Source organism: Roseateles sp. AC306 (genome assembly GCF_979253795.1).
Window position 1 is genome coordinate 36,140 of record NZ_CEEDEB010000015.1, and the last position, 14,712, is coordinate 50,851.

General features: G+C 69.0%; 14 protein-coding genes. 8 read left to right on the forward strand and 6 right to left on the reverse strand.

What is annotated here, in order from left to right; all coding sequences use genetic code 11:
* The first annotated feature begins 88 nt into the window (after positions 1 to 88).
* The 3 genes from ylqF to AC0IZJ_RS23245 are packed head-to-tail and all read left to right on the forward strand — an operon-like array spanning position 89 to position 3,680.
* Complete coding sequence (gene ylqF, locus AC0IZJ_RS23235; RefSeq protein WP_471853944.1) at positions 89 to 1,042, forward strand: ribosome biogenesis GTPase YlqF; 954 nt, start codon at positions 89 to 91, stop codon at positions 1,040 to 1,042.
* A 44-nt stretch (positions 1,043 to 1,086) separates the two neighbouring features.
* The gene (locus AC0IZJ_RS23240) at positions 1,087 to 2,478 is read left to right on the forward strand and encodes a wax ester/triacylglycerol synthase domain-containing protein (protein ID WP_471853945.1); all 1,392 of its coding nucleotides are present in this window, start codon (positions 1,087 to 1,089) and stop codon (positions 2,476 to 2,478) included.
* On the forward strand, positions 2,475 to 3,680 hold the full coding sequence (locus tag AC0IZJ_RS23245) for an acetyl-CoA C-acetyltransferase (RefSeq protein ID WP_471853946.1): 1,206 nt from the start codon (positions 2,475 to 2,477) through the stop codon (positions 3,678 to 3,680). The genes AC0IZJ_RS23240 and AC0IZJ_RS23245 overlap by 4 nt, the downstream gene beginning before the upstream one ends.
* A 31-nt stretch (positions 3,681 to 3,711) precedes the next feature.
* On the opposite strand, the gene AC0IZJ_RS23250 is transcribed toward AC0IZJ_RS23245, so the two are convergent.
* Complete coding sequence (locus AC0IZJ_RS23250; RefSeq protein WP_471853947.1) at positions 3,712 to 3,879, reverse strand: hypothetical protein; 168 nt, start codon at positions 3,877 to 3,879, stop codon at positions 3,712 to 3,714.
* 135 nt (positions 3,880 to 4,014) lie between these two features.
* Between AC0IZJ_RS23250 and AC0IZJ_RS23255 the strand changes: the two genes are divergently transcribed.
* Positions 4,015 to 4,263 (forward strand): hypothetical protein, encoded by a 249-nt coding sequence (locus tag AC0IZJ_RS23255; RefSeq protein ID WP_471853948.1) that lies wholly within the window; start codon positions 4,015 to 4,017, stop codon positions 4,261 to 4,263.
* A gap of 2 nt (positions 4,264 to 4,265) precedes the next feature.
* Positions 4,266 to 4,502 (forward strand): hypothetical protein, encoded by a 237-nt coding sequence (locus AC0IZJ_RS23260; protein WP_471853949.1) that lies wholly within the window; start codon positions 4,266 to 4,268, stop codon positions 4,500 to 4,502.
* Here the strand turns inward: AC0IZJ_RS23260 and AC0IZJ_RS23265 are convergent, their stop codons facing one another.
* Together AC0IZJ_RS23265 and AC0IZJ_RS23270 are read right to left on the reverse strand one after the other, a co-directional pair.
* Complete coding sequence (locus tag AC0IZJ_RS23265; RefSeq protein ID WP_471853950.1) at positions 4,503 to 5,693, reverse strand: YbfB/YjiJ family MFS transporter; 1,191 nt, start codon at positions 5,691 to 5,693, stop codon at positions 4,503 to 4,505.
* Positions 5,694 to 5,713: 20 nt separating this feature from the next.
* Positions 5,714 to 6,430, reverse strand: a complete 717-nt coding sequence (locus AC0IZJ_RS23270; RefSeq protein ID WP_471853951.1) for a PEP-CTERM sorting domain-containing protein — start codon at positions 6,428 to 6,430, stop codon at positions 5,714 to 5,716.
* 139 nt (positions 6,431 to 6,569) lie between these two features.
* On the opposite strand from AC0IZJ_RS23270, the gene AC0IZJ_RS23275 reads away from it, so the two are divergent.
* The gene (locus AC0IZJ_RS23275) at positions 6,570 to 7,397 is read left to right on the forward strand and encodes a M90 family metallopeptidase (protein WP_471853952.1); all 828 of its coding nucleotides are present in this window, start codon (positions 6,570 to 6,572) and stop codon (positions 7,395 to 7,397) included.
* A 19-nt stretch (positions 7,398 to 7,416) separates the two neighbouring features.
* On the opposite strand, the gene AC0IZJ_RS23280 is transcribed toward AC0IZJ_RS23275, so the two are convergent.
* The 3 genes from AC0IZJ_RS23280 to AC0IZJ_RS23290 all read right to left on the reverse strand — a co-directional run bounded on the left by AC0IZJ_RS23280 (position 7,417) and on the right by AC0IZJ_RS23290 (position 9,682).
* On the reverse strand, positions 7,417 to 7,971 hold the full coding sequence (locus tag AC0IZJ_RS23280; RefSeq protein WP_471853953.1) for a protein phosphatase CheZ: 555 nt from the start codon (positions 7,969 to 7,971) through the stop codon (positions 7,417 to 7,419).
* A gap of 125 nt (positions 7,972 to 8,096) precedes the next feature.
* A complete protein-coding gene (locus AC0IZJ_RS23285; RefSeq protein ID WP_471853954.1) occupies positions 8,097 to 8,900 on the reverse strand; it encodes a DUF2520 domain-containing protein in 804 nt (267 codons plus the stop codon).
* A gap of 8 nt (positions 8,901 to 8,908) precedes the next feature.
* A complete protein-coding gene (locus AC0IZJ_RS23290; RefSeq protein WP_471853955.1) occupies positions 8,909 to 9,682 on the reverse strand; it encodes a class I SAM-dependent methyltransferase in 774 nt (257 codons plus the stop codon).
* A 203-nt stretch (positions 9,683 to 9,885) separates the two neighbouring features.
* Between AC0IZJ_RS23290 and AC0IZJ_RS23295 the strand changes: the two genes are divergently transcribed.
* Together AC0IZJ_RS23295 and AC0IZJ_RS23300 are read left to right on the forward strand one after the other, a co-directional pair.
* Entirely contained in the window at positions 9,886 to 12,828 is a 2,943-nt protein-coding gene (locus AC0IZJ_RS23295) for a TonB-dependent receptor (RefSeq protein WP_471853956.1), read from the forward strand.
* A gap of 111 nt (positions 12,829 to 12,939) precedes the next feature.
* Positions 12,940 to 14,697 carry an ABC transporter ATP-binding protein/permease gene (locus AC0IZJ_RS23300; RefSeq protein ID WP_471853957.1) on the forward strand — a complete coding sequence of 586 codons (1,758 nt, stop codon included), beginning with the start codon at positions 12,940 to 12,942 and terminating at the stop codon, positions 14,695 to 14,697.
* The last annotated feature ends 15 nt before the right edge of the window (positions 14,698 to 14,712 follow it).

Here is a 14,712-nt window from a genome sequence, read left to right on the forward strand (position 1 = left end):
AGCCCAAGATCTTGGGGGTAACGGCAGCAGGGCGGGCAACCGGATGTAAGCCCCCGACAATCCCGGCCTTCTCTCAACCCTTGCACGCATGCCGATCAACTGGTTTCCCGGCCACATGAACTCCACCCGCCAGGCGATCAAGGATCGCGTGAAGGCGGGGCTGGACGTGGTCATCGAGCTGCTCGACGCGCGCCTGCCTGGCTCCAGCAGCAACCCGCTGCTGGCGGCGCTCACCACCGGCCGGCCGTCGTTGAAGGTCCTGAACAAGCAGGACCTGGCGGACGCGGTGCAGACGGAAGCGTGGCTGGCCTTCTACAACGCTCAGCCGCACACCCGCGCCATCCCGCTGGACGCGGGCGACAAGGCGCCAGCACGCGCCCTCATCAAGGCCTGCCGCGAGCTGGCGCCCCTGCGCGGCGACATCCACAAGCCGCTGCGCGTGCTGATCTGCGGCATTCCCAATGTGGGCAAGAGCACGCTGATCAACACGCTGGTGGGCAAGAAGGCCGCCAAGACCGGGGACGAGCCCGGCATCACCAAGCTCGAACAGAAGTTCGTGCTGGAGAACGGCTTCTATCTGTTCGACACGCCCGGCATGCTGTGGCCGCGCATCGCCATCGAGCAGAGCGGCTACAACCTCGCCGCCAGCGGCGCCATCGGCCGCAATGCCTTCGACGAAGAAGAGGTGGCGCTGGAGCTGATCGCCACACTCAAGCGCCGCTACCCCGAACAGCTCCAGGCCCGATACGGGCTGACCGAACTCGGCGCCGACGACGCCGTGCTGGAGGCCATCGGCCTGAAACGCGGCGCCAAGGTGCGCGGCGGCGGCGTGCAGATGCACAAGGCCGCCGAGGCGCTGCTGATCGACTATCGGCAGGGGCTGCTCGGCCGCATCACGCTGGAGACGCCCGACGAGATGGCCGCCTGGCGCCGTGAGGCCGCCGAGGAGGAAGCCCGCAAGGCCGACGAGCGCGAAGCCGCGCAGGCAGCCGAGAAGATCAAGCGCAGCGGCCGGCGCAAGGCGTCCAGCGGCGAGGCGTGATTTCCCGGGTTTGACCGGCCCGGGTGCCGGCCTATGCTGGCCCTATGACGCGCCTCTCCCTGCTGGACCTCGCCTTCTTCATCGCCGAGAGCGAGGCCAGCCCCAAGCATGTGGCCGGGCTGCACATCCACCGCATTCCGAAAGGCGGCACGGCCAGCTTTGCGAAGCAGCTGTATGAGGAGTTCCTCGAGCAGACCGACGTCCAGCCGCCGTTTGACCAGGTCATCCATTTCCTGTCAGCCGGGCTGATGCCGAGCTGGTCCGCTGCCGAGGCGGTGGACCTGAAGAAGCACGTCTTCTTTCACAAGCTCAAAGCCGGCGCCAACGACCGCGACGCCCTCTATGCGCTGACATCCCAACTGCACGAACCCCTGCTCGACCGCAGCCGGCCGCTGTGGGAGGTGCACGTCATCTCAGGGCTGTGGGACAGGCAGTTCGCCGTCTACTACAAGATGCACCATGCGGTCGCCGACGGCATCACGATGATGCGCTGGGGCATGGGCTCGCTGCGCACCACGCCTGATGACCTGACGGTCACGCCGGTCTGGACGTTTGATCACACGCGGCGTGGCGGCCACGGGCGCAAGAAGCGGCTGGATCAGGCCGTCGCCGGCACCGTGTGGAAGCAGCTCACCGCCAACAGCAAGCGCGCCGTCGGCATCGGCCGGCTCACGGCCATGCTGGCGCTGGAGGCCATCAAGCTGACGAAGAACGCCATCGCCCTGCCCTTCATGGCCAGCGGCGCCACGCCCTTCACCGGCAATGCCACACCGGGCCGCCAGTTCGCCACCGCCGCCGTGCCCATGGCCCGCATCGACGGCATCCGCAAGGTGGCCCGCGCCACGCTCAACCATGTCGCGCTGACCTGCCTGGACGGCGCCATGCACCGCTACCTGGCGGATGAAGGCATTGAACTCGACCGGCCCATCACCATCCAGATGCCGGTCAACCTGCGCCGCGAAGGCGAGAAGGACGGTGGCAACAAGATCGGCATCATCCTTGTCGACCTGTCGCCGCCTACCGACGACGCCTACGTGCGCCTGCGTAACGTCGGCTACTCGCTGCGCAATGTGCGCGCCATGATCGACTCGGTCTCGCCGGAGGCGGTCGAGACCTACACCATCCTCACCGGGCTGCTCGGCCAGATCGCCGGCATGCTCAAGCTCGCCGATGTCGTCACACCGCTGGGCAACACCCTGGTGTCCAACGTGCCCGGACCGGCCACCAAGCTCTACCTGAAGGGCGCGGAGCTGACGGAGATGCACCCGGTGTCCACGCTGCCGGCCACGCACCTGCTCAACATCACGCTGTTCAGCTACGCCGGCACGCTGTCCTTTGGCTTCATTGCCACCGATGCTCTGCCCAATCTCGGTCGGCTTGCTGCCTATGTCGACGAAGAGATCACTGCGCTCGAAGCAGCCGTCGGCATCGCATGACATTCGACGCCTATCTCTTCGATCACTGCCGCACGCCGCGCGGCAAGGGCAAGCCCGAAGGCAGCCTGCACGCAGCCACGCCGATCTGGCTGGTGCGCACGCTGTTGCAGGCCCTGCGCGACCGCAACGCACTGGACACGGCGCTGGTCGACGACGTTGTGCTCGGCTGTGTGACGCCGATGGGCGAACAAGGCGGCGACATCGCGCGCATCGCCGTGCTGGACGCGGGCTGGGCGGAGTCCGTCGCCGGTGTCACGCAGTCGCGCTTCTGTGCGTCGGGGCTGGAGAGCGTCAACCTCGCGGCGGCCAAGGTGGCCAGCGGCTTCGAGCGGCTGGTGGTGGCCGGCGGCGTGGAGAGCATGAGCCGCGTGACCATGGGCAGCGACGGCGGCGCCTGGCTGCTGGACGAGCGCGTCGTGCAGGCGATCGGCCTGGTGCCGCAGGGCATAGGCGCCGATCTGATCGCAACGCTGGAAGGCTTTTCGCGCGGCGACCTCGACGCTTACGCGGCCCGGTCCCACCAACGCGCAGCGGCCGCACGCGCCGAGGGGCGCTTTGCACGCGCCCTGGTGCCCGTGCATGACGAGAACGACGCGCTGCTGCTGGCCGAGGACGAAACCATCCGCCCGCAGACGACTGTCGACACGCTCGCCGCGCTGAACCCGGCCTTCATCAAGCTGGGTGCCAGGTTCGACGCGCTGGCGCTGCGCAAGTACCCGCACGCAGCAGCCATCGACCACCGCCACCACGCCGGCAATTCATCGGGCATCGTCGACGGCGCAGCGCTTGTGCTGGTCGGATCGAAGGCCGGCGGCGAGGCTGCGGGCCTGAAGCCGCGCGCGCGCATCCGCGCCGCGGCCGTCACCGGCAGCGAGCCGACCATCATGCTGACGGGCACGACGCCGGCCTGCCTCAAGGCCTTGAAGCAGGCTGGCATGCAGGCGCGCGACGTCGACCTGTGGGAGATCAACGAGGCCTTTGCCGCCGTGCCCATGAAGACAGCGCGCGACCTCGGGCTGGACATGGACCGCGTCAACGTCAATGGCGGCGCCATCGCCCTCGGCCACCCGTTGGGCGCCACCGGCGCCATGTTGCTGGGCACGCTGCTGGATGAGTTGGAACGGCGCGATCTTCAGACCGGCGTCGTGACGCTGTGCGTCGGCGGTGGCATGGGCATCGCCACCGTCATCGAGCGCGTCTAGGGCCTGTTCACACGACGGCAGCAGGCCCTAATCAGTAGCGACGGCCGGGCTGGTAGTAGCCGGGGCTGCGGTCATGCGAGTCGCTGTAGTGGTGGCGGTCACCGCCGCGATAGCCGCCATGGCGGTGCGGCACGATGATGCAGCCCGACAGAAGCGCGGCGGAAGTGATGAGGGCAATGGCCATGGCCAGTCGTTTCATGAGGCAACTCCAGGCTGCAAGGATGCAGCCGCCTGCCCTTAACCATCTGGCGCGTCACCTGGATGACGGGGTCACAGAGAGTTACGCCCTGTTCATACCCCGATATCCTGCAAGCTTCGAATTCCTGAGGGCATCATGAAACAACTTCTCCTCATCCTCTTGCCCGCCGCTTTGCTCGGCTGCGCCGGCCCGCCGCCCGTCGAAGAAAAGGCGGCCGCCGCAGCGGGCGACACCATTTGCGAGCGCTCCGAGCCCACCGGCACCCGCTTCACCGGCATGCGCTGCCGCACCGCCGCCCAGCGGGAACAGGACAAGCGCAATGTCGGCGACCTGGAAGAGGTGTCGCGACGCGGCGCGGCGGTCACGAAGCCGGGGGGCAGCTGAGCATGAAACTGGTCCTGCTAACGCTGCTCGCCGGCCTGGCGGGCTGCGTCGCGGCGCCCCAGACCCACGATGCCGTCACGGCCGACACGACCTGCGAGCGCGAGACGCGCGTCGGCAGCAATCTGCCGACCACGCGCTGCCGCTCCGCGGCGCAGCGCGAGGCCGACCGGCGAGCCGCCGAGGCCATCGGAGAAAACGTCAAGCCAGGTGCAGCGACGACACCCGGGCGCGGGTCCTGATCAGCGCGTCGCTCGCGACTCACGCAGCACGGCCGCCAGCAGCAGCATGCCGACGAGCATCACAGCGGCGGTCAACCAGAGTGCTGCGTTGAAGCTGCCGCTGGCCTCCACCATGCGGCCCGTCAGCGCCGGCGCGCTGATCTGCGCGACACCGTAGCTCAGCGTCAGGCGCGCCATCGCCTTGCCCGGGTTGGCGGGTGAGCGCCGGCCGACGAGGGCCAGCGTGAGGCTGACGATGCCGATGAAGGTCGCGCCGTAGAGCAGCGCGCCCAGCAGCGCTGCGGCCAGGCCTTCGACAAGCGCGGGCAGCAGCACGCCGACGATCTGCACGCCGAAGGCGATCAGAAGTGCGCCGACGTCGCCGGTGCGCCGGGCGATTCGGTCCCACACGAACACCGCCGGCGTGGCCGCCAGGCCGACGAGCAACCAGGCCCACGGCCCTTGTCCAGCCAGCAGCGGTTGCTTCTCGACGATGGCGACGGTGAAGGTCGCATTGATGACGAAGCCCCAGCCGGCGCAGAAGTAGGCCGCCACCATCAGCGCCATCCAGCGCCGGCTGGGTGCAGCACCGGCCGCAGACTTGATCAGCGGCGGCGGCACCGGCGGGCGCCAAACCCAAGCGGGAATCAGGAAGGCCAGGCCCAGCAAGGCAAAGCCCTGCCACTGCGCGGCCCAGTCGAGGTTCAGGCCCGTCATGCCCATGGCGCCCACGGCCGACACGACGATGCCCAGGCCCAGGCCGATGAAGTACAGGCCCAGCTCCGGCCGGCGGCCCGAGCGGATCAGCCACCCCTGCACCAGGCCCGAGCCCAGCAGCATGCCGGCCGCGCCGCACAGGCCGCCGACATAGCGCGACAGCGCCCAGGTGCCGAATGACGTGCTCAGCCCCATCAACACGGTGATGACGAGGGCCAGCGGCAGCGCCCAGACGTAGAGGCGTTGGCGCCAGGTCGGGCTTTCTATCCATGCAGCGAACAGCGCGCCGCTCATGTAGCCGGCGTAGTTGATGGCCGCCAGCAGCCCGCCGTCGGCCACGCCGAGCCCGGCCTGGGCGTGCATCTGCGGCAGCAGCGGCGTGTAGGCAAAGCGCGCCAGGCCAATGGTCAGCACCAGCGCGCAGACACCGCCCAGCAGCACCTGCCAGGCTTGCAGGCGCGACGGTCGGGAGGGCGACTCAGCGAGCTCGGGCATGCCCTCAGATTAACCGCCGTTCAGCGCGCGCGACGGCGCGTCATGCCCATGACCAGCATCGCCAGGGTCACCAGCGCCAGGCTGGCCGGCTCGGGCAGGTCGCGCGCCTCGCCGAACAGCGCGAAGGCGCGGTTGCCGGCCCGCTCGGTGCCGAAGGCCACGCTGTGATCGGCAGCCAGGCGCTGCTGGTAGCTGGTGGCGTCGGCTGCACCCTCCCCCATGGTCCAAGCGAAGGCGGGATACCAACCGCCGGGGCCGACTGTGGACTCCAGGCTCAGCCAGTAGTGGGTGCCGGCCAGCGCATCGAAGTCACTGGTGAGGTCCATCGAGAAGTCGTAGACCTTGACCGGCAGCGCGCCGAAGTAGCCGACGTCGCCAGACTCGGTGCGCGTCACCTGGGCTGCGGCCACCGTGCTGGCGTAGAGATCGGCACCCGGAGCGCCGGCGTTGTCGCTGCTGAACTTGAGTGTCCAGGTGTCGGTGTTGGGGCTGCCGTCGATGGTCTGGCCGGCGTCGTTGACGGTCAGGTAGATGCCGCGCCAGGTGACGCGCTGCACGCTGGCGTTGCTGGCCAGCGTGAAATCGTCATGGGCCAGCCAGCCGCCGTCGTTGACGCGGTGCTGCGAGTTCCACGCGTAGCCGACATTGGGTTCGACCGGCGCCTGGACGTACAGCGGCGCGGCGTGAGCAAAGGAGCTGGCGCACAGGGCGAGCGCGAGCATCAGCGGACGGATCATGGCTTCCTCGGGGTGTTGGCTGTTGACGCTGCGCAGTCTCCGCAGCCGCCGTATCAACGCCGTTGCACCCTGCATCCCGGTGGGTTTCATTTGTTGCCGGCGGCCTTGCAAAGCGCACCGCCGGGCCCAGCTTCCCGCCATGCCGCTGCTCATCTGCTTCGCTCTCGTCCTGCTCGCCGCTGCGGCCATCGCGTTGTGGCCGCTGTGGGTGCGGTGGCGGCGCGAGCGCATCGCCGGCCGACCTTTCCCGAGCGCCTGGCGGCGGCTGTTGCGGCGCCATGTGCCGCTGGTGTCGCGGCTGCCGGCGCGCCAGCAGCTCAAGCTCAAGGGACTGATGCAGGTCTTCCTGGCCGAGAAACCCATCCTCGGCTGCGGCGGCCTGCGCGTGACGGACGAGATGCGCGTCACCATCGCCGCGCTGGCCTGCCTGCCGCTGCTGGGCGCGGCGCGCGGCGTCTACCCCAATCTGCGCCAGGTGCTGCTCTACCCCGGCGCCTTTGTCGTCGACCGGCCGGTGACCGAGGGCGGTGTGCAGTCGGACCAGCGCCGCGTGCTGGCTGGCGAGAGCTGGAGCCAGGGCCAGGTGTTGCTCGCCTGGGATGAAGTCAGGCGCGGCGCGTCGACGCCGGGCGATGGCCACAACGTCGTCATCCATGAGTTCGCGCATCAGCTCGACCAGGCGGGTGGCCCGGCCAACGGTGCACCCGCGCTGCCGACCGCCGAGGCCTACCGGCGCTGGTCGACGGTCATGCAGAACGAGTTCGATGCGCTTCGCTGGCGGCTGGCGCGCCCGGATGAATTCGGGCCCGGCCTCATCGACCCTTACGGCGCGACCGATCCGGCGGAGTTCTTCGCCGTCATCAGCGAGCTGTTCTTCGAGCGGCCCATCGAGCTGGCGGCCGGGCACCCGGCGCTGTATGGCGAGCTGAGCGGCTACTACCGGCTCGATCCGGCGGGCTGGGCCTGAGCCGCTGAATTGGGCCGGCTCAGAAGCCCAGGCTGGCGAGCAGGTCGTCCACGTCGTCCTGCTTCAGCGCCTTGTCGGGCGTCTGCACGCCGCCGAGTTCCTCGGACACCGCGGCCGCGGCAGGCCTGGGCAGGGACGCGACCAGATCCTTGAGCGGCGGCTCGGCGCGCTCCAGCATCTTGCTGACCTTGTTGATGACCTGGCCGGAGAGATCCTGAAAGTCCTGCGACATCATGATCTCGGTGTGCAGCGACTTCTCACGCGCGGCGAAGCTGGCCGCGTCGGCCGCGTACGCGGCGCACATCTTCATCAGCGCACGGGCGCGGTCGGGGCTGATGTTGCTGGACAGGGCCAGGCGGTTCAGCGCGTCAGACAGTTCGCGGCCCTTCTTGCGCACGGCCTCGGCATCATCCTGCGCCGCCTCGACCAGGGTGAGCACCTTGGTGGCGGCCTGCTCCGTCATGCTGCGCACATAGGCCAGACGCTCGCGCGCATCAGGCAGTTCCTCGACGACGGTGTGCAGGATCTGGGCGGCGTCGGCTCGGATCAAGGCCTGAATGGACGCATCTGACATTGGGGGCTCCCTGGCGACCCCCGTTCACAAGCGACAGGGCCGAGGCAGTTTAGGAGCGCCTTCGCCGCGGCTGAGATGCAGGCTTGAGGCGAGCGAGGCCTTTGTCACGGCCGATGCAAACGTGTTCATGGCGGCGCCAGCAGGGCACGCAATGCGGTCACGTGCGCCGCATCCAGCCGCCCCGCAGCCTCAGCCAGCGCGAGCTGGCGCCGGCCAAGGGCGAGCAGCAGATCGTTGCTCAAACCGGCTGCGTCCAGCGCGTCCAGGTGGCGGGCCAGCACGCCGGCATCGCCCCGGGCAATGGGGCCCGCCACGGCGCCAGCCAGCCCGCGTACAGCGGCCGTGTCCAGCGCGCCGCGCGTCAGCGGCAGCAGCGCGGACAAGGCCTCGTCTGGCGCCAGGCCAGCGGCGGCCCACAACGCAGACGCTTCAGCCAGCACGCCGAGCACGCCGCTGGCGGCGAGGTTGGCGGCGGCGTGATACGCGGCGCGGGCCAGCGCACTCATGGGCGACGGCAGGGCCAGCGGAATGAGGCCGAGGCGCCCGGCCAGCGCCTGCAATTCGGGCCGGTGCCTCGCATCGGCCTCGATGCCGACATGCACGCCGGCAAGATCAGCGTCACCGGCAAGCAGCTTCAGTGGATGAAAGCCGGCTGCGGCCGGCGCTGCAGCCAAGGCGGTGAGCGGCGTCGCGCCGCTGCAATGCAGCGCGAGTTGGCCAGGCCGCCAGGGCAAGGCGGCAGCGGTGGCGGCGATGTGGTCGTCGGGGACGGTCAGCCAGACCCAGTCGGCCTGCCGCGCCGCAGCGGCCATCGTCAGCTCGCCGTCACCGGGTGAGCGGCGGCCGACGAGAACTTCCTCGCCGGCCGTCCGCAGCGCCGGCACCAAGGCGCGCGCCAGGCGGCCATGGCCGATGACGGCGTGGGTCATGCGGCCGCTTAAGGCTTGACGAACTTCAGCGTCATGCGGTCGCTCTCACCGATCGCCTGGTACTTGGCGCGGTCCTTGTCCTTCAGCGCATAGGAGGGCGGCAGCGTCCAGACGCCTTCCGGATGGTCGGCCGTGTCCTTCGGGTTGGCATTGACCTCGCTCCTGCCGGCGAGCTTGAAACCGGCAGCCTCGGCGAACTTGATGACGACGGCTTCCTGCACGTAGCCGCTACCGCCCTTGGGGTCCTGCGTGCGCGATGCCGGCAGGCGGTGCTCCTCCACACCGAGCACGCCGCCGGGCTTGAGCGCCTTGAAGGCGGCGTTGAAGACGGCCTGGGTCTTCTCCGGCCCCATGCTCATCCAGTTGTGCACGTTGCGGAAGGTCAGCACGGCGTCGGCGCTGGCCGGCGGCGCGATGTCGAGCAGGCCCTTGGCGGGGTCGAACACCGTGAGCTTCACCTTGCCGTAGACGCCCATCGAGTCCATCTTGGCCTTGAAGCGGCCACCCTCGCCGGCAGCGGCGTAGAGCTGGCCGCCTTCACGCAGATAGGGCGCCAGGATCTCCGTGTACCAACCACCGCCCGGGGAGAGTTCGACGACGGTGTCGGTCGGCTTGATGCCGAAGAAGGCCAGTGTCTCGTAGGGGTGGCGGTGCGCGTCGCGGGCGACGTTGCCGACCGTGCGGTGGTCGGCGGCGACGGCGGCCTTCAGCGGGTCGGCGGCTTGGGCATGCGCGCCGGCAGCGGCGGCGAGGGCAAGGGTGGCGATGAGCCAGGTCTTCATGGGGCTTGTCTCCGGTGTGGGGGCGACCAGTATCCGGCCTTGACAGCGGTCTGACGAAGGTCAGCCGCGCAGCGCCATCCCAAGGTTGGAATCATGGTTTCCATTTAGTGAACCAGTGTTTCGTTTTCTAATTCTGATTCCTATACTGCCCGCGCCGCAGGACCGCCAGCCGGCCGCTTCCACCGCTGACACGGAGACCCACCATGATTTCGACGCATCGCCGCGCCACCCCGGTTTTTGTCCGTCCCGCCATCGCCATCGCCGTGCTCGGTCTGTTGGCCGAGGCTCAGGCGCAGCAAGCCCCCGCTGCCCAGGCGCTGGAGACCGTCGTCGTCACCGGCATCCGCGCCTCCCTGGAAAGCGCGCTGAACAAGAAGCGCGAGGCGACCGGCGTCGTCGACGTCATCCGCGCCGAGGACCTGGGCAAGTTCCCCGACACGAACCTGGCCGAGTCGCTGCAGCGCGTGCCCGGCGTCGTCATCGACCGCGATGCCGGCGAAGGCCGCACCATCACCGTCCGCGGCCTGGGTGGCGACTTCACCCGCACCCGCATCAACGGCATCGACGGCGTGGCCACCACCGGCGGCGCCGACAGCTCCGGCGGCAACAACCGCTCGCGGACGATGGACTTCAACGTCTTCGCCTCCGAGCTGTTCAACCAGATCACCGTGCGCAAGACGGCCGCCGCCGAGGTGGACGAGGGCTCGCTCGGCGCCACGCTGGACCTGACCACCGGCCGCCCCTTTGACCTGCGGAAGGGCTTCACCGCGATGGTCTCGGCCAAGGGCTCGTACAACGACCTCTCCGGCAAGACGACGCCGCGCGTGTCCTTCCTGGTGGGCGACACCTTTGCCAACAAGACCTTCGGCCTGCTGCTGTCGGGCGCCTACTCCAAGCGCAGCCTGTTCGAGGAAGGCTTCGGCTCGGGCCGCTTCGACAACGGCGTGTCCTCGGGCGGTTGGTGCCCGCCGCAGGGCGCTGCCATCGCCCCGGGTACGACGCTCCCCGCCGGCACCACGGCCACCACCTGCGGTCCGGCTGCCCAGGGCGTGGCGCGCCTGCCCAACACGCCGGAGAACATCGCCGCCTACAACACCGCGTCGCTGGCCACCAACTTCCACCCACGCCTGCCGCGCTACATGCGGCTGGAGCACGAGCAGGAGCGCCTGGGCGTGACGGCCGCCGCGCAGTGGCGCCCCACGCAGAGCACGCTGCTGACACTGGACCTGCTCTACGCCAAGCTCGACGCCACGCGCGAGGAGAACTACCTGGAGGCCATCTCCTTCAGCCGCGCGCTCAGCTCCGGCGGCAAGCCGCAGACGAGCGTCGTGGCCGCGCAGTTCGACAGCAACGGCGGCCTGCAATACGGCAAGTTCAACGGCGTGGACATCCGCTCAGAACAGCGCTTCGACAAGCTCAGCACCGTCTTCAAGCAGCCCACGCTGACGCTGGAGCAGGACATCGGCGACTCGGTCAAGCTGACTGCGCTGCTGGGCCGCGCGGACTCCAAGTTCCGCAACCCCATCCAGACGACGACGACGCTGGACGCGCCCAACGTCAATGGCTACGAGATCGACTTCCGCGGCGACGACCGCAAGCCGCTCATCACCTACCCGTTTGACGTCACCCAGCCGGGCGGCGCGCTGGGCTTCGTCGGCGTGCCGCAGAACGGCGCCGCCACGTCCATCCCCAACGCCCTGCCCAGCGAGATCCGCCTGCGCCCCAACGGCACGGACAACCAGAGCGACACGTTCAGCGTCAACCTGGCCTGGGAAGTGTCAGACGCCGTCACGCTCAAGGGCGGCACCAGCTACAAGAAGTTCGACTTCCGCACCTTCGAGTCGCGCCGCGCGACGGAGGTCATGTACGCGCCGCCCGCCGGCACCACGGCGGCCAGCCTGATGCAGACCATCAGCGGCGTGGGCAAGGGCCAAAGCCTGCCGGCCGGCACGGCCACGTCCTGGGTGATTCCCAACCTGGACGCCATCTCGGCCGCCTACGACATCTACTGCAACTGCCTGAAGAGCGGCCCGGCCGGCGGCCCGGGTGACTTCACGCTCACCTCCACCACCAACGGCAATGCGCGCGGCAACAACCGCTCGGTCACCGAGGTCGACCGCGGCTGGTATTTCCAGGTCGACGTCAACGGCCGCGTCGGCGGTATCCCGGTGCGTGCCGACTTCGGCACGCGCTTCGTGAAGACCGACGTGACGACGACCGGCTACCTCGCCACCGGCGGCGGCACCGAGGTAACGGTGAAGACCCGCTACGAGGACATGCTGCCCTCGGCCAACGTGACCGCCGAACTGACGAAGGACCTGCTGCTGCGCGCCGGCGCCGCGCAGGTGATGACGCGGCCGACGCTGGGCGCGCTCAACCCCGGTGGCTCGGTCAGCTCGGTCGGCCAGCTTGCCATCACGACGGGCAACCCCTTCCTGCAGCCCTTCCGCGCCAAGACCTTCGACCTCGGCGCCGAGTGGTACTTCGCCAAGAGCGCGCTGCTCGGCGTGGGCTTCTTCTACAAGGACATCAGCTCCTACATCCAGCGCGCCACGCAGAACATCCGCTACCGCGACACCGGCCTGCCGCTGAGCCTGCTGCCCGCCAACTTCACCGGCGACGAGACCTATGCGCTCAGCTCCAGCTTCAACACGCCGGGCGGCAAGCTGAAGGGCGTGGAGATCAACTACCAGCAGCCCTTCAGCTTCCTGCCCGCCTGGGGCAGGAACTTCGGCCTGGTGGCCAACTACACCTTCATCAAGTCCAAGATCAGCTACGTCACGTCGGCCACCAACCCGACGCCCATCGTGGCCGACCTGGTGAACATGTCGCCGCGCTCCTGGAACGGTTCGCTCTACTACGACGACAACCGCTTCAGCGCCCGCGTGTCGGTGGCCAACCGCGCCAGCTATCTGCAGGCCGTGCCGGGCGCCACGCCCACCAACGACGTCGACGGCAAGAACGGCACGACCAATGTCGACTTCTCGATGTCGTTCAAGTGGACGCCCCAGCTCAGCTTCAGCTTCGAGGCCGTCAACCTGACCAACCAGGCCAACGACCAGTACACCAGCAGCCAGCGCAACAGCCCCGTGCAGAACACCGTGACCGGCCGCGAATACCTGGTGGGCGCGCGCTACCAGTTCTGACGCAGGCCGCCGCTTCGGAGCGGCGGCCACGGGCAAGCGGCGTGCCGTCCGACACCAGCGTCGGCCGGTGCCCCCTAGGCTTGGTCTACACGCATCTTCTGCGTCCCGACCATGCCGCCCACCGCCGCCGCCACTGCTGCCGACCCAGTCGCCACCGCCCCCAAAGGCCCCTCGGCCTGGGGGCGCTTTCTCATCGTCGCCCGCCCCTACTGGATGGGCGACCGAAAACGTGTCGCCTGGGCCGTGCTGGTGGGCCTGGTCGTGCTCATGCTGCTGGACACGCAGCTCGCCGTGCTCGTCAACCGGCAGACCGGCGAGCTCACCTCGGCGCTGTCGGCGCGCGATGAAGAGCGCTTCTGGGAGGCCGTGCGCAACATGCTGTGGGTGGTGGGCTTCGCGGTGCCCGTCTACGCCATCTACTACGCCTCGCGCGACGCCTATGCCAACGACTGGCGGCGCTGGCTCACGCACCGCTTCCTGGACGCCTATCTCGGCGACCGCGCCTACTTCCGCCTCGTCGGCGTCGACAACCCCGACCAGCGCATCGCCGAGGACGTCAACACCTTCACCGGTCGCTCGCTGAACTTCCTGCTCATCCTGCTCGGCTCGGCCATGCAGCTGGTCGCCTTCAGCACGGTGCTTTGGGGGCTGTCAAAGATGCTGGTGGGCTTCCTCATCGTCTATGCGGTGGTGGGCACCGGCCTGTCGATGCTGTTGTTCGGCCGGCCGCTGATCCGGCTGAATTTCTGGCAGCTCAAGCGCGAGGCGGACTTCCGCTTTCGGCTGATGCGCCTGCGCGAGAACGCCGAGTCCATCGCCTTCTACCGCGGCGAGAAGCAGGAGCGCCACCAACTGGACCAGCGCCTGCGCGCGACGCTGCTCAACACCAAGCGAATGATCCGCGCGCAGTTCATGCTGAACCTGTTCCAGCGCTCCTTCAGCCAGCTGAGCCTGCTGGTGCCCTTCGTCGTGCTGGCTGGCCAGGTGCTGTCGGGCGAGCTGGAAGTGGGCCAGGCCGTGCAGGCCGGCGGCGCGTTTGCGGCGGTGCTGAGCGCGGTGTCCCTCATCGTTGACAACTTCGAGAGCCTCTCCCGCTTCGTGGCCGGCATCGACCGCCTGCACGTCATGGCCGCCAAGCTGGAGGAAGCGCCGCCCGCCGCCGGCATCAACCTGCAGCCGGCGCAAGACCTGACGCTCTCCCACGTGACGGTGAAGGCGCCAGACAGCGACCGCGTCTTCGTCAAGGACTTGTCCCTGAGCGTGGCGGCCGGCGAGTCCCTGCTCATCACCGGCGCCAGCGGCAGCGGCAAGAGCTCGCTGCTGCGCGCCATCGCCGGGCTGTGGACGCAGGGCAGTGGCAGCATCGACCACCCGCCGCATGAAGACGTGTTCTTCCTGCCGCAGCGCCCTTATCTGCAGGTGGGCTCGCTGCGCAGCCAGCTCATCTACCCCAGCACCCACACCGAGCTGGAGGATGCGGCGCTGCTGAAGGTGCTGGACGACGTGCAGCTGCGCCACCTGGCCGAAACCGATGCCGGCCTGGACCGCAGCGAGGACTGGGAGAAGCTGCTCAGCGGCGGTGAGCAGCAGCGCCTGGCCTTTGCGCGGCTGCTGGTGCATGCGCCGAAGGTGGCCATCCTGGACGAGGCCACCAGCGCGCTGGACGACGCCAACCAGCAGCGCCTGTACGAGCGCCTGCGCGACCGCGGCACCACGCTGATCAGCATCGCCCACCGCGCCGCCGTCGCGGGCTTCCACCGCCGGGTGCTGCAGCTGCTGGGTGGTGGGCGTTGGAAGTTGTCCAAGACGCCGGCGGTCACCGAAGAGGCCATGCCAGCACCAGTGAAGACGCCGGACCCCTCAGCCTAGATTCAGCACCAGGGC